Source organism: Pseudomonas sp. PS01299 (assembly GCF_029960145.1).
Taxonomy (GTDB): Bacteria; Pseudomonadota; Gammaproteobacteria; order Pseudomonadales; family Pseudomonadaceae; genus Aquipseudomonas; species Aquipseudomonas putida_A.
On the sequence record NZ_JASCPO010000006.1, the window covers coordinates 57,270 to 77,530 of the forward strand.

The 20,261-nt window shown below is 53.2% G+C and carries 10 protein-coding genes and 2 pseudogenes; 11 read left to right on the forward strand and 1 reads right to left on the reverse strand.

Annotated features, from left to right (window positions below; all coding sequences use genetic code 11):
• Positions 1-705: a hypothetical protein gene (locus QMX91_RS03000; RefSeq protein ID WP_282412213.1), complete on the reverse strand. Its 705-nt coding sequence runs from the start codon at positions 703-705 to the stop codon at positions 1-3.
• A gap of 560 nt (positions 706-1,265) precedes the next feature.
• Between QMX91_RS03000 and QMX91_RS03005 the strand changes: the two are divergent.
• From QMX91_RS03005 to brxL, 11 genes and pseudogenes are all read left to right on the forward strand, one after another.
• Positions 1,266-1,487 (forward strand): annotated as a pseudogene (locus tag QMX91_RS03005) (WYL domain-containing protein); the annotation flags it as partial.
• A 13-nt stretch (positions 1,488-1,500) separates the two neighbouring features.
• Positions 1,501-1,755, forward strand: a pseudogene (locus tag QMX91_RS03010) (hydrolase or metal-binding protein); the annotation flags it as partial.
• Between the two features lie 248 nt (positions 1,756-2,003).
• Complete coding sequence (locus QMX91_RS03015; RefSeq protein ID WP_138763803.1) at positions 2,004-2,873, forward strand: WYL domain-containing protein; 870 nt, start codon at positions 2,004-2,006, stop codon at positions 2,871-2,873.
• A 2-nt stretch (positions 2,874-2,875) separates the two neighbouring features.
• Positions 2,876-3,487 (forward strand): DUF1819 family protein, encoded by a 612-nt coding sequence (locus QMX91_RS03020; RefSeq protein ID WP_138763802.1) that lies wholly within the window; start codon positions 2,876-2,878, stop codon positions 3,485-3,487.
• Positions 3,488-3,509: 22 nt separating this feature from the next.
• A complete protein-coding gene (locus QMX91_RS03025) occupies positions 3,510-4,085 on the forward strand; it encodes a DUF1788 domain-containing protein (protein ID WP_138763801.1) in 576 nt (191 codons plus the stop codon).
• Positions 4,086-4,103: 18 nt separating this feature from the next.
• Positions 4,104-7,775, forward strand: a complete 3,672-nt coding sequence (gene brxC / locus QMX91_RS03030) for a BREX system P-loop protein BrxC (protein ID WP_198848263.1) — start codon at positions 4,104-4,106, stop codon at positions 7,773-7,775.
• A gap of 85 nt (positions 7,776-7,860) precedes the next feature.
• A complete protein-coding gene (gene pglX / locus QMX91_RS03035) occupies positions 7,861-11,463 on the forward strand; it encodes a BREX-1 system adenine-specific DNA-methyltransferase PglX (RefSeq protein WP_198848264.1) in 3,603 nt (1,200 codons plus the stop codon).
• Between the two features lie 4 nt (positions 11,464-11,467).
• Complete coding sequence (locus tag QMX91_RS03040; protein ID WP_198848265.1) at positions 11,468-13,564, forward strand: GTPase; 2,097 nt, start codon at positions 11,468-11,470, stop codon at positions 13,562-13,564.
• Between the two features lie 9 nt (positions 13,565-13,573).
• The gene (locus tag QMX91_RS03045; RefSeq protein ID WP_198848266.1) at positions 13,574-15,283 is read left to right on the forward strand and encodes a GTPase domain-containing protein; all 1,710 of its coding nucleotides are present in this window, start codon (positions 13,574-13,576) and stop codon (positions 15,281-15,283) included.
• Between the two features lie 57 nt (positions 15,284-15,340).
• Positions 15,341-17,965, forward strand: coding sequence for a BREX-1 system phosphatase PglZ type A (gene pglZ / locus QMX91_RS03050; protein WP_236299164.1), 2,625 nt, complete (start codon positions 15,341-15,343; stop codon positions 17,963-17,965).
• Between the two features lie 14 nt (positions 17,966-17,979).
• Entirely contained in the window at positions 17,980-20,019 is a 2,040-nt protein-coding gene (gene brxL / locus QMX91_RS03055; RefSeq protein WP_198848268.1) for a protease Lon-related BREX system protein BrxL, read from the forward strand.
• Positions 20,020-20,261: the final 242 nt, after the last annotated feature.

The window sequence follows — 20,261 nt, forward strand, 5'->3', positions numbered from 1 at the left end:
TTACTCATCACCGGAATCCCTATTGCCGCGCTTCGGAATAGACTTCTTCGGCACTGGTGGTAGATGGCACCAGCCTAGCTTTTCCTCAAGCTGGCGCCAGGCTTGATCGATCAAGGAACGCTCAGCGCGTTTGAAAACTCCATCGCGCAGGACCGATAGTGGTAGCCATTGACCGTCTGTTTCCGGATAGAAGAAATGCGTGTAGGCGTTACCTGTGTGCGACAGACGATGGGGCTCGTACTGTTCGGAGAGCATCGTGAAAGCATGGTTAGGACTCTGCGCCACCTTTTTTGGAAAGCCCTCAGGCATCTGGATGGGGCTGCATTCCAGCTCGCAGCGGTCCAGGCCTATCTGACGGAGCCAAAGGCCGCCCTCATCCTCAGCGAACAGATCATTCTGGCGTTTATTCTTTGGGCCGATGTGCACGGTGACGAAACGGGTGCAACCGGGTGGCCGATACTGCAAAGGGATATTCGGCATACCAGTAGGTTCGGCCTGCTGCAAGGCATACCCTCGGTCACTAAGCGCGACCAGCAAGGGCGCCCCCAATGGCAGCACCTCAACAGACAGTTCCTGGCTTATCAGCTTCAGAAAGTCACGATCCTGGATGGAATCCATGTTGACCACCAGGTCGGCAATAGCACCATCGCGCAACGGAACATCACCACCATAGAGGAACTCCCACTGCCCGTTAACGCGCTGCATCGGCAGGCTAATTCTTCTACTTCCCTGTCCATAACGCATAGTTCAATTCCCCTCGGCCTATTCGGCGAAAAACGCCCAGGCGATGCGATAGTCGGCTTCGCGGTTGGCCGGCATAAACCAGGCGCTGTCCATCACATCGGTGCTACCGCTCTGCTCGCCTGCAGCTTGCTGGCCGTCATCAGCATCATTGTCTTCGTCGTCATCGACGTCGTGGCCTTTTTCTTCGGCGCAGGTTGGACCTCGTAGGAACTAAAGCAAGCATGCTTGTTGGTGAAGGAGTAATCGTGATGGACCATCCTTGGGATACTGCAGCCTTTTTTAATACGATAGCAGTCACATTATCCGCGTTGCCCTTCAAGCGTAAAGCCACCGGTACAATTTTCCCTTCATATCAATCATGTAAATCGTCATCTACATGACTGCACTTAGCTGGACGTGCCCCCCTGAAGCCGACGCGGCAGGGAACTTGAGTCTATGGAAGTCTTCAGTCGACACCTGGCTCAGCCTCCGGCCCGACTAAGGTATTTTTTCAGCCGATCAGCCTGGTTAACCTCCTCGAGGTTATCGAACCCGATTCGCGCCTTACTCCAGCACAGAAAGCAATCATCGAAACCGATTACGGCATGCTGAACAGCCAACTGCTGATTCCTACTCGCAAGGCGCTGGTGCAGTATGTATTGCAGTGTTATCAGATCGACCCTACAAAAATGGAGCCCCGACCTGAATCCCAGCAGATCGTCGTGAGAAATCTGACTGAACTGGAGCCATGGCTGTATAGCTGATAGTTGGGCTAGGCCGGATCCGTACTTCCGTACTGAGTACAGCCTGTCTGACCATGCAACGGGACGACCGCGCTACGTGGGTAATAGCGAAACCTGCAAACACTAGTGCGAGGATTGCATCAAGTCACTCCCCTGCCCTTCGCTGGCCGAAGGCAATGCCTGCAAGCCCAGGGGACCCAATGTGTTGATCGATGACAATGACCGTCTGGGCAGCTCCGTTTTCCGCACTACAGGCTTCGCCAGCATCCGCACCACGGCGGCATCCATGAGTGTCGTGCACTTTATTATTTTCTGCTCAAGCTCCTGACAATGCGGCCCGGCCAAGTGAACTTGTAAATAGGGCTTACGAATTGCGCCAGTTAAAAATCGATCGACGTCTTTTTCACGCACCGGACGCCGACGCTATCAGCGCGCCACGCAAAATTATTCAAAACGCAAAAAACTTTACAGTAAATTAATTTACACTGGCGCCTCGTATAAGGCATCATCTGGACTAGCTCACATTCAGGAATGTCTATGCCGCTCCCCAAACACGAAGCCCTCCTCAGGCTACGCGCGATAGAGCTAATCAGCTATTGGGAGGGTCGCCTGATCACCACTCAGTTGATGGCATGGTTTGGTATCAGCCGCCAGCAAGCTTCTTCCGACATCAATCGCTATAACAGCGAGTTCAATCCAAGCTCACTAATTCACAGCCCTGCAGTTAAAGGCTATGTCCCGACGGCTGGCTTTCAACCCGTACTGAGCGCTGGACACATCAATGAGTACATGACACTCATCGGCGAGCAATCTGATCAGCCCGTGTCTGAAATTTTGGAAGCTCACCCCAGCGTAACTACTGTCCAACTTCCAGATCGTGCAGCACGCCCTGAAGTGGTTCGCGAGTTAATCAGAGCTTGCCGCAATGCCGGCAGCCTGAAAGTACTCTACGCCTCCATGTCCAACCCACAAATTCATGAGCGTGTGATTTCACCTCACACTCTCGTTTATACGGGTTTCCGCTGGCACGTTCGCGCTTGGTGCCATAAGCGCCTGGCCTTCCGCGACTTTTTACTCTCACGTATCTACCGCACACCAAAATCGTGCGACGCTCATGCCCCCTTATCGAGTACAGACAGTGGCTGGCACGACCAAGTCAACCTGACATTGATCCCTAATGAACTGCTCAGCGATGCCCAAAAGTCTTTGGTTGAACGCGATTTTGGTATGCCAGAAGGCCGCCTGCAGCTGACAGTTCGCACAGCACTTGCCCACTACACCCTTCAACGTTATCAAGCTGCCACCACCTCAGAAGAAGCCGAGCGAGTACGCGAGCATCCATTGCAATTGCTTCCAGCTGATCGCGCCAAGCTAACTCCCTTCCTTTTTAGCAGTGATGGGGAATAGGCATGCATAGCTTCCATTACGACTCTGACTTAATCGGCGGCTCGTTGCAGGTGCGTGAATCACGAGTCGTTGCAGACCTGCTACTGCAGGACGCCAGCCCTGAGCAATGGCATGAGGTCATACAGCAACAGAACCGGCTGCAGAAACGCGCACCAGCTTCGGCCAAGCGTGTGGCTCAAGCCATCCGCAAGCGTCTGGAGCGGCTGGATGCCCCTTTCTGGCGGGCAATTCGAGATGGAGATGATGAACTCGCTACCCAAGTGGTGTTCTGCTCTGCCTTGGAGCGCAACCTGCTCCTCGTCGAATTCATCGAGACCGTCCTCAAAGACGCTTTCGTCACCCGCGCCGGCGTGCTCGAACCCTACCACTGGAATGAGTTTCTGGATGAACGTAGCCATCGAGATTCGACCATCACCACCTGGACGGAGTCCAGCCGTAAGAAGATGGCGCAGGTCATCTATCGCATGCTGGCCGAGGTCAGCTTGTTGAAAAGCACCCGCAACATGAAACTACAAAACCTGATGATTCGGTCAGAGGTCCGCGTATTGCTGGATGACAGCTACCGCTATCGCATAAAAGCCTGTTTGGAAGTATCCAATGCCACCGGACAGTAGGCGTGGAATAAGGAGTGTTCGCATGAATCAGCAACTGCAGGATCGGCTAAACCAGATCCCAGACAAGATCCTCACCGAAGAGTTCTTGAAGAGCCAAGGGTTGGGCAATGAGCTCGGTTTCTGGATCTTCGACTATGCCCCCGAGGATGAGCTGCAGGTGCGCGAATACCTCCGTTTCCTGCAGGGCTTCCTTGCCAGGAAGCACAGTCAGCTCAAAGTGGCTCATATCAATCTGCTACAGGCTATGCGCGAATATCTGGATCAACGCAGCTTCACTGAAAAAGCCATTCAGATGCAGCAAACCAAAGGTGACCTCGCGTTGCTCAAGGCGCTATCCGGACCGCTGCATATGGACAAATTCGCGCCCTTCCTAATGGAACACAGCGCCGCCGATCAACACGACGTGGTGCTAATCAGTGGTGTGGGCTCAGTTTGGCCGGTTCTTCGCGCCCACAATCTTCTCAACAAGCTACACGCGCTGCTTGGCCACAAGCCTCTGGTTCTTTTTTACCCCGGTCATTACTCAGGGCAGTCACTCGCCTTGTTCGACCGCATTCCCAGCAACAACTACTACCGCGCCTTCAAGCTGGTTCCCTGATCAATAAGGACGATTGCCGTGAGCATTAAAGATATTTTCTTCAAGGAACTCGATCGCCCGATCAACGGCGTGGTTAAGGCGGATCAGTCCGACGACGCAACCGTGCACCAGGAGTTGGATGAATACGTTGTCACCAACGAGCTGGAAAAACACTTCCGCAGCTTCTTCGAGTCCTACAGTACTGACTTGAACGATCCCTCCATCGCCAACCGCGTGGGCGTATGGATCAGCGGTTTCTTCGGCTCGGGTAAGTCGCACTTCCTCAAGACATTGTCATACCTGCTGGCCAACATCGAAGCGCGCGACGACCAGGGCAATACCCGCAAGGCTGTTTCCTTCTTTGATGCGAGCAAACTACGTGATGCCACCATCCGTGCCGACATCGACAAGGCCGTTGCCAACAGTGCCGATGTCATCTTGTTTAACATCGACAGCAAAGCCAGCTCCAACGATGCTGGCAACCCGATCCTTAATGTCTTCCTACGGGTGTTCAACGAGCATCAAGGTTTCAGTGGCGACCATCCCCACATCGCCCACATGGAGCGTCATCTGGCCCAGCGCGGCGTCTATGAGCGATTCAAGCAAGCCTTTAATGACTCCACCGGGATGGACTGGACTGAGGAGCGTGATGGCTATCAGTTTTACCAGGATGACATTGAGCAAGCGGTAGCCGCAGCCCTCGATCTATCTGATGAGGCTGCGCACAAATGGTTCGAAGACTCCGAACAAACGTTCAGCGTCTCAGTCGAGAGCTTCTGCAACTGGGTGCGTGAATACCTCGATACCCAGCCAGCTAAACACCGCGTGCTGTTCCTGGTGGACGAAGTCGGCCAGTTCATCGGCAGCGATACCAAACTGATGCTAACCCTGCAGACCATCACCGAAAACCTCGGCACCATCTGCAAGGGCCGCGCCTGGATCATCGTCACTTCTCAAGCCGATATGGATGCCGTACTGGGCGAGCTGTCCGCCTCCAAGGCCAACGACTTCTCGAAAATTGCCGGGCGCTTCAAAACCCGACTTTCACTGTCGAGCTCCAACACTGACGAGGTCATCCAGAAGCGTCTGCTGCGTAAAACACCGGAAGCTGAAGCAGAGCTGCGCGCCCTCTGGGAACAGAAAGGCGACATCCTGCGCAACCAGATCACCTTCGACCGCTCCGGCCCGACCCTGAAAAACTTCGATGGTCCGGAAAGCTTCATTAACAATTACCCCTTTGCGCCGTACCACTTCCAGCTGGTGCAAAAGGTCTTCGAGGAGATCCGCAAGGTCGGTGCCACCGGGGCGCACCTGGCCTACGGTGAGCGCTCCATGCTCGATGCTTTTCAGATGGCAGCCATGGCCATTGCGGAGAAACCGCTCGGTGCGCTGATTCCCATGTACAGCTTCTACCGCGCCGTCGAAGGCTTCCTCGATACAGCCGTCAAGCGCACCATCGACCAAGCGGGCGAAAGCAGCGTTCTCGACGCCTTCGACGTACAGATCCTGCGCACCCTGTTCATGATCCGCTATGTCGACTTGATCAAGGGCACCCTCGACAACCTCGTCACCCTCTCCATTGAACAGGTCGACGAAGACAAACTAGCGCTACGTCGCCGCATCGAAGAAACCCTCCAGCGCCTTGAAAAGGAAAGCCTGATCACCCGCAACGGTGACGAGTTTGTCTTCCTCACCAACGAGGAGCGCGACATCACCCGCAAGATCAAGGCCACAGAGATCGCCGGTTCAGAAGAAAACAAGGCGCTCTCTGACCTGATCTACAAAGACCTGCTCAAGGACAAGAACAAGTTCCGCTACAGCGTCAACAAGACCGATTACAGTATCGGTCGCTACCTCGACGGCCACAGCCTCGAAGGTCGTTACGAGCACGACCTCCGTGTCGAAGTGATCTCGCCACTGGATCTCGACTACGCTCTCTATGGTGAAGCCGGCTGCATCAATAAAAGCAACGAAGCTCCTGCCGGCATGGCACTTTTCAAATTACCTGACAGCAAGGATTTCTTCACCGAGCTGCGCACCTGGCTGAAGACCAACAAGTTCATCCGCCTCAACGACGACGGTAGCCAGCCTGAGCTGAGCAAGATCCTCGCCGAACGCGGCCGCGAGAATCAGGAGCGCAAAAAACGCCTGCGCTTGTTACTGGAAGAGCTGGCCGAGCGCGCAGAGGTCTATGCGCAGGGGCAGCACTTGAAGCTCAACAGCAACAATATCGTCAACAAGTTCGATGAAGCGTGCCAGTACCTCCTCGAAAACACCTTCACCAAACTGGGCTATCTGCGAGTACTACAGCAGGAGCCCGAGCGTGAACTCCACGCCATTCTGCACACCAATGACATCGACCAACTCGGCTTGACCCTCGACGGTGACGAAGGCAACCCGCAGGCCATCAAGGAAGTAGAGCAGTTCATCTCGCTACGCGCTTCCGGTAACGAACGCTTGCTGGTCGCAGACATCATCGAGCGCTTCAGTAAGCGCCCATATGGCTGGCCGGACGGAGAAATCCTGCTGGTCCTCGGTCGCCTGGCTGCTTCCAGCCGTATTTCGTTCCACGCCGCAGGCCCCAGCATGCCGCTGTCGGACGCCTTCGAGTACCTTGCCAACAGCCGTAAGCGTCGTGAAGTCTCGGTGCAGAAGAAGCGCCAAACTGACGAAGGACTGCTCAAGCAAGCACGTAATCTAACCCAGGAGCTGTTCAACGCCCTAGGCCCATCGGGCGAAAAGGAGTTGTTCGATTACTACTGCGTGCACTTCGGTAAATGGCGCACCAACCTAGAAAAATACAAAGCAACGGCTAGCGCCGGGCGCTTCCCTGGTAAAGATGCCATAGAACAGGCCTTGCTCAACCTGCAGCGCCTACTAAACAACACCGACAGCGTCGACTTTTTCAAGGCTGTGGTCGACAACAAGGATGACTACCTGGATCTGGAAGAGGACTACCGTGATCTACACGAGTTCTTCACCAATCAGCTACATACCTGGCAGCAACTGCAGCAGGCCTTGCGTCGTTTCGAGAAGAACAAACCAGCGCTAGATAAAGACGAGAAAGCCTGCAAAGCGCTGGCCGAGTTGAAAGCTATTGAGCAGAACACCACGCCCTACAGTCAGCTGCACCAGGTCGCTACTTTGGTTGAAACGGTAGAAGCCATTAACGGCGCCATCCTGACTGAAAAGCGACAACATGCCCTGGTTCGTGTCGACGAGAAAATTACCCAATTGCAGACCGAGATTGGCAAGAGCGGTATCGAAACCGCCGAATTGAGTAACCGCCTCCTGCGCCCGCTGCAGCTGGTCAAGGCAGATCTGGAGACCGAAACCAGCATCGCCAACATCTACATGTTGCAAACCCAGACTGCCGACGAGCGCCTACACGACGGTGTGTTTGAGCTAGAGCGTGCTATTCAGGCCGAGGCCGAACGCCAGCAGAAGCTTCAGCAAGAGCAGGCCAAGGCCGTACAAACAGCCAATTCGGCAAGCGGCGCCAAAGAAGACCTGGCGCCTGCTTTGGTGCCAACGCCTAAGCCTGTAGCTCCGCCAAAGCCCGTGGTGGAAGTTGCAGCCACCAGTGTGTTCAACAAGCTGGGCAACGGCTTGTATCTGGAAAGCCAGAACGATATCGACCGTTTCATCGAGGCCCTCAAGGCCGAACTGGAAAGCGCTATTCAGCAAGATAAACGCATTCGCATTCGTTGACCCCTTGCTGCACGGAAAAGGGTGTGCCCTCTCCAAGCTGCAAACTGCGCCAAAGCCAGCTCAAAAAGAATTAGGAAACGCCGATATGAACACCAGCAGCATCAAAAACTACGCCCCCAAAGCGCGCACGGCCTTTATTGCCGCCATGACCAAGCGCGCTGCGTTGTTTGGCATCCGCGAGTCCAGCATCCCCAGCATGGGCATCGCGCCAGTAGAGCAAAAGGGTGATCTGGCCCTGATCGGCGAGCGGGCCTTTCCTGCCAGCATCATCCGCCCGCGCGCTGCGCTGGTGAAAAAGGTCGAGCAACTGGGCTTCGCCCAGGCAATGGAACAGGCCGCCTATAGCTGGTTCAACCGCCTCTGTGCTATTCGCTATATGGAACTCAAGGACTATCTCGGTCACGGTCGTCGCGTGCTTAGTGCCGCCAACGGGAACGCTACCGCACCGCAGATTCTCGACGACTGCCTGGATATCGAGTTGCCGGGCCTCGATAAGCAGCGCATTGCCGAGCTGAAGCTCGACGGCACTAAAGACGAAGAGCTCTACCGCGAACTGCTGCTGGCCCAGTGCCACGCCCTGCATCAGGCCATGCCGTTTCTCTTTGAAACGGTGGATGACGCCACCGAGTTGCTGCTGCCGGACAACCTCACCAAAACCGACTCACTGATCCGCGAGCTAGTCAGCGCCATTCCCGAAGAGGACTGGGCCAATATCGAGATCATCGGCTGGCTCTACCAGTTCTACATCTCGGAGAAGAAGGAACAGGTCATTGGCAAGGTGGTGAAGTCGGAAGACATTCCGGCGGCGACCCAGCTCTTCACCCCCAACTGGATCGTGAAATACATGGTGCAAAACTCGCTGGGCGCGCAGTGGCTGGCGACCTATCCCGGTTCGCCACTTAAATCGCAAATGGAGTACTACATCGAGCCCGTCGAGCAGACCAACGAGGTGAATGAACAGCTCGCGGCCAGCACGCCAAGCCAGCTCAACCCCGAGACACTGACCCTGATCGACCCGGCCAGTGGCTCCGGGCACATCCTGGTGGAGGCCTATGACCTGTTCAAGGCCATCTACTTGGAGCGCGGCTATCGCCAGCGCGACGTGGCGCAGTTGATCCTCGAGAAGAACCTGTTTGGCCTCGATATCGACGGGCGCGCCGCCCAGCTAACCGGTTTTGCGTTGATGATGAAGGGCCGTGCCGATGACCGTCGGCTATTCGAGCGCCGAGTAAAGCTCAATGTGATGGCGCTGGAGGTCAGCGCGGGGCTCGATGCCGAGGTACTGGCTAGCGGCATAAAGCTGGCGGACTACGGACTGCAGTTGGGCGATCTAATGGGGCTGAGTCGGCTATTCGAGTATGCCACGACCTTTGGCTCACTGATTCAGGTGCCGGAGGGGTTGGCAGAAAAGCTGCCGAGGTTGAAGCAGCTGTGCGAGGCGACTAGCCAGGATCTGTTTGTAGCGGAACAGCTCAAGCGTTTAGGGCCGTTGGTGCAGCAGGCAGAGATGCTGGCTGCGCAATACGACGTGGTGGTTGCCAATCCGCCGTATATGGGGAGCAAGTACCACGTAGCCGCCGTCAAGGAGTTCCTTAAAGAGCACTATGCCGACGTGAAGTCTGACCTGTTCTCTGCGTTCATCGTTCAGTGCTCAGCGTTGGGTTCTGCTACCGCACGTATCGGTATCATGAGCCCGAATGTGTGGATGTACATTGCTTCTCACGAGAAGCTGCGCCACTTCCTGCTTTCACGGCGAACACTCGCTAGCCTAGTTGAACTCCCACTGTCTGCTTTTAAAGGGGCTACAGTTCAAATTTGCTCGTTTACTTTTAGGAACACTCATTCTTCTAATGCAAAAGGGGGCTTCGTTAGCCTTGTTGATTTCAAGGGTGGCGACCCAGAGATGGCGGCGTTCACAAGGCAAGCTATTCAGAGTCCAGAGTGTGGGTGGTTTTTCAAGATAGATCAGGACGAATTCAAAAAGATCCCTGGTAGCCCTGTTACTTATTCGTTGGGCGAAAAAGTCAGGGACGCTTTTGTTCGACTTCCGAGAATAGGCCAGTTTGGCGACACACGTGCCGGGCTTCAGACTGATGACAACGCTAGGTTTCTAAAACTGTGGTTTGAGGTCTCCCATCACCTAATCGGCTTCGGCATGATGTCGAGAGAAGATGCGAGTCAAAGCGGTAAGAAGTGGTTCCCGCACAAGAAGGGGGGGGACTTTCGTAAGTGGTACGGGAATGACGAATTCGTCGTCAACTGGGAAAGTGACGGGAGAGAACTGTTCGAGTTCATCTCATCAAGGCATTCCTCTCCAACCAAACGTATCCAAAGCTTGGGGAAGTATTTTTCCTCCGGCGTAACTTGGACGCACACAACCAGCTCACACTTCAGCGCCCGGGACATGCCAAACGGCTTCATCTTCAATGTAGAGGCTCCTTCGTTATTTGGAGTCGACCGTGAGATCTACCTTCCGTTTTTGTGCTCGCGTGTCTGCTTATTCTTGATGTCGCTTACCAACCCGACGTTTCACTTCGTTTCCAGTAGCGTGGCATCACTTCCCTTTCCACAGGAGTCAGCCGCTAAGCAAAAGCCAGTCCTACGGCAGATCTATAGCGGTTGCGTTGGATATGCAGAGCTCGACTGGAACGCCTACGAACGCTCCTGGGACTTCCAATCCCTCCCCATCCTGACGGCTTCCTCCGAGCCCACGCCCACCCTTGAATCCAGCTACAGTGCCTGGATCACCCAGAACCGCGACACCATTACCGAGATGCAGCGCCTTGAAGAAGAGAACAATCGCCTCTTTATCGACGCCTACGGCTTAGCGGACGAGCTTACCCCCGACGTGCCTATCGAGCAGATTACCCTAACGGTGAACCCGGCTTACCGCTACGGCGGAAAGATGAGCGAAGCCGAGCTGTGGACGCGCTTTCGTGAGGACACCTGTGCGGAGCTGGTTTCCTACGCCATCGGCTGCATGTTCGGTCGCTACAGCCTGGATGAGCCCGGCCTGATCTATGCACACAGCGGCAACCAGGGTTTCGACCTCAGCCGCTACACCACCTTTTCAGCCGATTCCGACGGCATCCTACCGCTCACAGATAAAGAGTGGTTTGCCGACGATGCGGGCAATCGCCTGATTGAATTTGTCTCAGTGGCTTGGGACAAAGTCCACCTCGAAGCCAACCTGCGCTTTCTCGCGGAAAACCTCTCGCCGAAAAAGACCGAGTCAAGCCGCGATACCCTGCGCCGTTATCTTTGCGACAACTTCTTCAAGGATCATCTGCAAACCTACAAAAAGCGCCCGATCTACTGGCTGTTCAGCAGTGGCAAGCAAAAGGCCTTCCAGTGCTTGGTGTACCTGCACCGCTACAACGAAGGTACCCTGGCGCGCATGCGTACCGAGTACGTTATTCCGCTGACCGCCAAGCTCAACACCTACGCCAACAAGCTTGAGCAGGACATCGAAGCCAGTCCCAGCACCGCCGAGAAAAAGCGCCTGGAAAAAGAGCTCGCCACCCTGCACAACCAACAAGCCGAACTCACCACCTTCGACGAAAAACTCCGTCACCACGCGGACCAGCGCATCAGCCTGGATCTGGATGACGGCGTGAAGGTGAACTACGGCAAGTTTGGGGATTTGTTGGCTGAGGTGAAGGCGATCACTGGCGAGAAGGCGGAGTAGAGGGATGACGGCTCATAATAATTACCTAGCTTCGCTCGAAGCCTGCAAGCGTATAGCCAAAGAAGAATATGAGACTGTTTATGCTCACTTTGAGCAATGCGACACCATTATTGATGCGCTGAGTAAAAAACTGCAGGGCGTGATTAATCATGGCCGCCAGACGCTATCCGAAGACAAGATGGTGGAAGATGGTCTGACCAACATGCTTCAGGATCTCGCAAGCGACTACGGAAAGCTGCTCTCGAAACGAAACGCCAATCTCGGCAAGCAGAAACGAAGCCTTGACTGCTTCAATGTCATGCTTTTTGGCCGAACTATGGCTGGCAAGAGCACTATTCGCGAGGCCATTACACGAGGGGATGGTCAGACCATTGGTAAAGGGGCGCAAAGAACAACACGCGACGTTAAAGAGTACGAATGGAACAACCTTAGGATCATTGATACTCCTGGCTTCGGAGCCTTTAACGGTCAAGAAGACACCGAGGTCGCACACGAAATCCTTGAACAATCAGACGTCGTGCTGTTCATGCTTAACAGCGACAGCATCCAAGAATCAACCTTTGTTGAGCTTGAACATGTCCATAAGCTCAACAAGCCTCTGATCTTCGTGTTGAACATGAAGAAGGATCTGGAAAGCGAAGGTAACCGGCGACGAGCACTGAAAAGCCCGGAAAAATATATTTTTAAGGAAGAAGATATCCAGTCCCATGGTGACCGACTTAAGAGTCTTGCCGCGCGCGCAGGCATCAATCCGAGTACAGTTCGAATCATCCCAATCCATGCTCAAGCTGCATTCTTGGCAACCAAAATCACGGGCGAGGAAGGTTCGCAATTACATGCGCTGAGCCGAATTAATGACCTTCTAAATGCGCTTATTGACGAAGTTGAAATTAATGGGCCGACTCGAAGGATCCAAACGTTTCTTGACTCTAGTCTCCATCATATCGATGAGCAGAGCTTGCTCATTCTCAGCCAAAGGGATCGGCTTGCTAAGCTTTTGCCGCAGTATGAAAGTAGCTACACTCGTATATCCCAATGGAAAGTAAAAACCCTCCGGGATGCGCCACGACTGCTTTCCAAAGAAGTTGATGCTGCTTTTAAACCACTAATAGACTCTGTTGCAGACTTTGTTGATGACCATATTGAAGACAAAAATGCAGCCGAGGCATGGGATCGTCACTACAAAAGCTTTAATATTGCAAAAAAAGTAGAGCGATCGGCACAAGCCTCGGCAGAGCAAGTGGTAGAAGAGCTTCAAGACTTTAATCGAGAAATGAACGAGGGCTTGGATATCACCTTGTCTTTCGAGGTTGTCCATGATGGTAAAAATTTCAGCGAATCCGACTTCAGGCGCATAAACGGTTGGGGCTCTGCGATAGCTGGAGTTGTGAGTGCAATTGCTTTCTTCAACGCGTGGAATCCAGTAGGCTGGGTAGCTGCCGGCATTGGTTTAATTTTTACGGTATTTTCTTTTTTTTCTGATAGTCGCGCTAAAAAGCTCAAAGAGGCAAAATCCAAACAGCGCCAGGCCTTGCTTGAAGATATCGAGAAAAGCAAACGAAAAATCAAAACCAATCTGGAAAGCTGGTTCGATACAAACCTTCATCGCGCTATTATCTTACCGACAGAGTACAACCTATCACTTCTTTGCCTGTCACTCAGTGGATTTATAACCGAGCTAGATGAAACTGATAGCCAACTCTATGCACTGAAGCACGAAATTAATTTCCGCCTACTGAATCGAGTCGCTTACGTCATCACAAAGCAACACTTCGCCCTACCAAAAGCTATAAAAATAGTTAGAGTCCCCGGATACGCTTGTTATTTTTTGATTTCTGATTATTTCCGTAACTTTGAACTTCTTAAGGCTATGAGCAAAGCCATGAGAGAAACAATTCTTGCCGTGTATAACACCAGCCTGGATAAAAAAATCTTCCATCTTTACAAGGGACTCGTAGAAAAAGTCGAGCTTTCCGAACAAGATAAAGTGTCCGTGTTCGCCCAGCAGCAAAATCTTAGCAAGATCATTGGAAAAGACCACCGCCGAATAAAAATGGTGGCTGCGCTTTGTTCCTGTGAAATTACCCCCATCGCCATTTAAGGAAGAATCATGAGCGAAATTGGTTACAGCACTCTCAAAGAAAAGGTCGAAAGCCTTTACCAGCGCTCTAACAAGCTATGGAACGCCAGCAATTTCAAATCATCGAAGGCAGAGTTCGATATTGATTTAGCGCCTTTGAATCTTGTTTTTGCCGGCCAGTACAGCGCTGGCAAGTCCTCCCTAATTAAGATGCTGACAGGCATTGAGCATATTAAAATTGGAGCTGGCGTAACAACAGACTTTGTCACTCAATATCAGCATAAATCGTTAAACATCTGGGATACCCCTGGAATCCTTGCTGGTGAGTGCGAGCAACATGACGCCAAAGCGCTTGAAGCCATAGCGAAAGCAGACTTGCTGGTTTACGTAATCACCAATGAACTGTTCGACAATGTAGTAGGCGCCGCCTTCCGCAACCTCTGCTTTAACCAAGGTCGCGCGAAGGAAATGATGATTGTCATCAACAAATTTGAAAGCGACTCGGCCGACAAAGAAACCAAGATCACCGGCATCACCCAGGTACTTGAGCCAAAGATCCCAGAAGACTTCCCCATCGTCTTTACTGATGCACAGTCTTTCTTCGACGCATTCGATGAGGATGACGAGCAAGAGCGTCATGAGTTATTGGCGCTTTCTAACGCTGAAGGGTTCGCCAAAGCAATTGATGACTTTGTCGCGAAACGCGGCTTATACGCCAGACTGACGACCCCTCTCCAGCAGCTTCAAATCAAGCTGGAGTCAAAAATTGACGAGCTGACCATTTCTGATCCACTGCAAAAGGGCTTGGTTAGCTTGCTCACTCAAAACAAACGCGTGTTTCAAGTCAACAGACGGGACCTCATCAAAAAGGTAAACGCGGACTTAGACAAACTGAACAGCCAGATTGTTGAACAAGGAAATCGGCTTGCCGATACTTTGGGTGGAGAGCAGGAAGAATTTGAAAAAATACAGGACAGTTCGACTCACGAATGTGAGCGACTGATAACTTCTGCCCTGGAAGATCTACAGGTCACTGTAGACGAGTGCCTTGTAGATCTCGAGGCGGAGCTGGTCGAGTTGGCAAATACCCCAGCCAGCTTGAAAATCAATGAAGCCCTAGAAGCTGCAAAGAATTTTAATCCAGAAGCCGAGCAAGAGAAAGTCGGCAGCGTCACCAAAGATGATCCCCTGAAGCTTAACAGCGCTCTCAGCCAGAGCATGACGAAATCCGCAGAAAAGGGATTCTCATTCCTTGCTAAAAGCGCTGTTGGCGATGCATCTAAAACAGGGCTCAAATCAGTTTCAGGCAGCACGCTACATACCGCCATTAAAGAGATCGGCGGCTTTTTTGGCTACAAATTCAAGGCTTGGGAAGCTGTGAAAATAGCGGACAAAATAGGTAAAGGCGCCAAATTTCTAGGTCCAGCAATGGCGATCTTCGGGGTTGGCATGCAGGTGTATGACGACTATCAGCAATCCGAACATGAAAAAGAGATTCGTAAAATAAAGCGGGATATCCGCAAAAACTTTAAAGACTACAGCGATTCCGTGCGTAAAAGTATCGACGCTCAGGTCGAGAAGCTACTTGATAAAGGATTTGATCAATCTATCGTGAATATTGACGAAGCTCTCCGGGAAATACGAGCTCAGTCTGTCGACAAATCAGACAGCGCAAACGCCCTCCGCGCTGAACTGGCTGAGGTGACAAAACTTCGCGAAGAGATCCAAAGCGCCTATTAAGATAAGTCTAACGTAAATTTCATGCCTGAGATTCTGCTGTAGGCCAAGGATTTAATTATGGATTCACAACAACTTAACCAAGGCCTGCGGCAGGCATTTTTCAAAGAAAGCCACCGCATCGTTTTTTGGTACGACCCTGAACAGGGCTTCACGGATGAACTCGGCCAGCTCCATCTGCCCGGTGTACAGGTGCTGAACATGCAAGGGCTTTCCACCTTTGGTACTAAGCTCAAGCTGGAGCTTGAGGACACTGAAGGTAAGTACTTGCTCTATTTCCCGTGCGCCGAACCTGACGCGAATGATGACTGGTTGCTGGACATCAAGCTTTACTCGCGCAGTTTCTATGCTGACAAGGTGTCACTGATCTTCAATGACCTGGGCTTGCACCAGCAGGTGCTCCGTGAGCATCTAGCCAGCCGTGAGCGCTTCCTTAGCAGCAAGGCTCGCCTAGCCAGCCTGAAGCGCTTGATCCAACCAACTGACACCGAACATGAGTTGGATCTGGCGATGATTGCCGTTGCGCTGTGTGCTAGTGGCAGTGACGTCATGACGCTGCTTTGCACCCTGGCTGATGGTGCCGTACGTGACGATCTGGGTCTTGAGCAGAATCCTGCGGTCATCGATGAGCTGTACAAGTTCGGCCTAATGCCGGCGTTGCTGCAGGCCCTGCGTGAAGAGGTTGGCTATCAGGCCTCCATCGAGGAAGTCAGTGACGATAAACCGTTCAGCTTTGGGTATTTCCTTATTCGACTGCTAGCGACCGAGTTCTGCGAAAGCATCGGCGATATTCCCAGCTGGGCATCAGCAATTGCTATTCCCTCAGCCAACGCACGAGCTACTTCACGTGCACTGCTTTCCCGCTGGCGTGACAGCTCACGGTTTTACCAAGCCTACGATGAGATTTCCGGCTGGGTCGGTGAGGCCCTGCATATCACCCAGAAGATTGGTGAAATCTCGTTGGAGAGCTTGGCCAATGTTGCGACCTTCGAAGCCGTCGAGCGGCAGATCATTGTCGACCTGACTAAGGCTATTCCGGAGGCAGATCCGCGTGACCTCGGTTTGTTTTCGAAGATCATCTCAGAGCGATTGGATAACTACTGGGCGACTCGCCATAAGGACGATGAGACACGCCGCAAGTTCCGGCTGCTATACACCGCTTTGTCAGCAGCAATCGACCTGTTTACGCAGCGTCACCAGCACGCTGCGGGCTTTCACTTCGCCAGTACCGAGGCGTTGTACAAAGCCTATGAGAGCGAGCTGTACCGTTTTGACACGGCTTACCGCCATTATTTTGCCTCCTCTCAGCGCGCCCACGTCGAGCTGCTGAAGAAGCTTGATGAGGCCGTCGAGCAGTGCTATGCGTATTGGTATCTCGATCAGCTCGGACGCTCCTGGGGCGATCGTGTTGAGGCCGAACAGCGCTTGGAGCGCTGGAAAATACCTGGCGTTCCTAACCAGCAGAATTTTTATGAACGTTGGGTAGCACCTTTGTTGGAGGGACATCGCAGTAAGCGCGTTGTAGTGATCATCAGCGATGCCTTCCGCTATGAAGCCGCCGTCGAGCTGTGCCAGCGCATCAATGAAAAGCGCTACAGCAAGGCCAGCCTGAATAGCCAGTTGGGCGTATTGCCGAGTTACACCACGTTAGGCATGGCCTCCCTGTTGCCACACCAGACGCTGGAGTATCGCGAAGGCAGTGATGGTGTTTTCGTAGACGGACTCAATACTGGCAACACCATCGCTCGCGACAAAGCTCTTGCCCTGCATGGCGGCATGGCCGTGACGGCACTGCAAGTCAAAGAGTGGTCCCGTGACGCTGGACGCGAAGCGCTTAAAGATCAGCAACTGGTATACGTCTATCACAACGTGATCGATGACCGCAGTGACAAGGGCGGTGGCTCCGAGGTAGATACCTTCCACCACGTCGAGTTCGCCATTGAAGAGCTGACCGAGCTGACCCGCAAGATCCTCATGCACTTCAACACCAGCACAGTGTTGATCACGGCCGATCATGGCTTCCTCTTCCAGCAGAGCAAGCTTGAGGCGGCGGATCGCACCTCACTCGTAGAGAAGCCGGATAGTGCGATCAAAAGTAAGAAACGCTATGTCATTGGCCATACGCTGCCTGCTGCCAAGGATGTCTGGCAGGGATCGACCAAGCAGACTGCGGGCACAACATCGGACACTCAGTTCTGGATACCCAAAGGCGCGAATCGTTTCCACTTTGTCGGCGGTGCACGCTTCGTTCATGGCGGGGCCATGCCTCAGGAAATCGTTGTTCCTGTGCTGACGGTCAACCAGTTACGCGGCGAGAAAGCGGAGAAACGCACCAAACGCAAAGTCGGGGTGATCTCACCGAAATCTGCCCTGAAGATGGTCACCAATATCCAGCGCTTTGACCTGATCCAGACCGAGTCTGTCAGCGAGCAGGTGCTACCAATTACGGTTGCTGTGGCCATCTACGAAGGGGGGCAGCCGGTCTCCAGTGAGGAGGTTGTGACGTTCAACTGCGCGACGGACTCCATGAGCGAGCGCCTTAAGCAGGTACGCCTGTCACTATCAGGCAGCGACTTTGACCGGCAGAAAGATTACTTCCTGATAATCCGCGATAAAGATTTGAACACTGAGCTTGAGCGCTACCGTGTAACGATTGACCTGGCCTTCACTGACGACTTTTTTTGAGAGCACTAGACCAGATGGAAACCCAAGTGGATAAAGATCTCGATCACTTGCTCAACGAACACTTCGCCGGTCGCGTGGTGCGCAAGGATCTGACCAAGCTGATAAAGGAAGGCGCGAACGTACCGGTTTATGTGCTTGAGTACTTGCTGGGTATGTACTGCGCGTCCGATGACTCAGAAGTGATCGAACAAGGCCTGAAGAACGTCAAGACTGTTTTAGCCGAAAACTACGTTCGCCCGGATGAGGCTGAGAAGGTCAAGTCTCTAGTTCGCGAGCGTGGCACGTACAAGGTGATCGACCGAGTCACCGTGCGCCTGAATGAAAAAAAAGACCGCTACGAAGCCTCTTTCAGCAACCTAGGCATCAAGGACGCTGAGATCTCTGCCGGCATCGTCAAGGAATACGAAAAGCTCCTTGTGGGCGGCATCTGGGTGATCGCAACGCTAAGCTATTACCACGAGGAAGGCCAATCGGGATCGCCTTTTGGCGTCACACTGCTCAAGCCGATCCAGATGCCGAACATGAACATGCAGGAGCTTTTCACCGGGCGCGCTGCGCTGAATACATCGCAATGGCGCGAGGCCCTGATCCGCTCCATCGGCATGGAGCCCTCGACCCTGGATGAGTCAGTGCAGTGGCACTTGCTGGCCCGCATGGTCCCCTTCGTGGAGAACAACTACAACGTCTGCGAGCTCGGCCCACGCGGTACCGGCAAGAGCCATATCTACAAGGAGTGCTCGCCGAACAGCATGCTGGTCTCCGGCGGGCAAACCACCGTTGCTAACCTGTTCTACAACATGAGCAGTCGCCGCATAGGTCTGGTTGGTCTTTGGGATGTGGTGGCCTTCGATGAGGTGGCCGGCATCAACTTCAAAGACAAGGACGGTGTTCAGATCATGAAAGACTTCATGGCCTCCGGCTCTTTCGGTCGCGGTCGCGAGCAAATGGAAGCCTCGGCCTCCATGGTCTTCGTCGGCAACATCAACCAGAGCGTTGAATCGCTGGTAAAAACCAGTCATCTGCTGGCCCCGTTCCCTGAGCAGATGATCGACGCAGCCTTTTTTGACAGATTCCACGCCTACATTCCTGGCTGGGAAATCCCAAAAATGCGCCCGGAGTTTTTCACCAACAGGTACGGACTAATCGTCGATTACCTGGCTGAGTTTTTCCGCGAAATGCGCAAACGCAGCTTCGCCGACGCCATCGATAAACACTTCAAACTGGGTAACAACCTAAACCAGCGCGACGTGATCGCAGTACGAAAAACAGTATCCGGCCTGCTTAAGCTGCTCTACCCGCACGACGTATTCACCAAAGAAGACGTGCGCCAGTGCCTCGAATACGCACTCCAAGTCCGCCGACGCGTGAAGGAACAGCTAAAGAAAATTGGTGGAATGGAGTTCTACGATGTTCACTTCAGCTACATCGACAACGAAACCCTTGAAGAACACTTCGTCACTGTGAAAGAGCAAGGTGGTGGTGGTCTTATCCCTGAAGGGCCAGGAAAGCCCGGTTTTATCCACACTATAGGCTTGAGCGGAAAAGGCATGCCTGGGTTATATCGGATCGAACTGCAGGTGACGAAGGGTACAGGCAAGCTAGCTACCTCCGGCCTATGGAACTCCAGTTCTGCCAAAGAACAGGTGAAGATTGCCTTTGACTACTTCAAGGCCAACGCCTCGCGCATCAGCGCCTCGGTTAAGGTGCTGGAGCACGACTTCCATTTACATGTGGTTGAACTGCAAAACACCGGCCCTCTTACTCATATGGCACTACCCAGCCTAGTAGCTTTTGCTTCAGGCCTAATGGGCAGGCCTGCGCAAGGTCAAATGGTAGTGCTCGGCGATATGAGCTTGGGAGGTAGCATCACGCCAGTTGAAAGCATCGCCGAGTGCCTGCAAGTGGCTTTCGACGCGGGAGGCAAGCGCGTTGCGCTTCCAATGAGCAGTGCCAAGGACATCCCTAGCATCCCAGCCGAACTGTTCACCAAGTTCCAGACCAGCTTTTATGGCGAACCAGTAGAGGCTGTATTTAAGGCAATGGGCGTGGATTGAAACAAGTCTATCTATTAGCCCGCTTGCGACTTTGAGGCGGGCTGTTTGTCATGGCTTCGCAGAGCGGGCTAGATGACTTGGCCGGACGGATACGGTAGAGAAGCATGGCAAGCATCCGTATGCGTACGGCCAAGTCATCTACCCAGCCCTGCAAAGCCAAGACATGGTGTGCACTTACATTTAAGTGGGCACCAGTTCTAGCCTTTTAAGCGGGTATTTCATGCAGCCAACACGCCGTTCCT

What these genes read in the sequence shown, in the direction of transcription:
- pglX (WP_198848264.1), top strand. Translation starts at nt 7,861, where the DNA reads ATGAACACCAGCAGCATCAAAAACTACGCCCCCAAAGCGCGCACGGCC.
- brxL (WP_198848268.1), top strand. Translation starts at nt 17,980, where the DNA reads ATGGAAACCCAAGTGGATAAAGATCTCGATCACTTGCTCAACGAACAC.
- QMX91_RS03015 (WP_138763803.1), top strand. Translation starts at nt 2,004, where the DNA reads ATGCCGCTCCCCAAACACGAAGCCCTCCTCAGGCTACGCGCGATAGAG.
- pglZ (WP_236299164.1), top strand. Translation starts at nt 15,341, where the DNA reads ATGGATTCACAACAACTTAACCAAGGCCTGCGGCAGGCATTTTTCAAA.
- QMX91_RS03040 (WP_198848265.1), top strand. Translation starts at nt 11,468, where the DNA reads ATGACGGCTCATAATAATTACCTAGCTTCGCTCGAAGCCTGCAAGCGT.
- QMX91_RS03025 (WP_138763801.1), top strand. Translation starts at nt 3,510, where the DNA reads ATGAATCAGCAACTGCAGGATCGGCTAAACCAGATCCCAGACAAGATC.
- QMX91_RS03000 (WP_282412213.1), bottom strand. Translation starts at nt 705, where the DNA reads ATGCAGCGCGTTAACGGGCAGTGGGAGTTCCTCTATGGTGGTGATGTT.
- QMX91_RS03020 (WP_138763802.1), top strand. Translation starts at nt 2,876, where the DNA reads ATGCATAGCTTCCATTACGACTCTGACTTAATCGGCGGCTCGTTGCAG.
- QMX91_RS03045 (WP_198848266.1), top strand. Translation starts at nt 13,574, where the DNA reads ATGAGCGAAATTGGTTACAGCACTCTCAAAGAAAAGGTCGAAAGCCTT.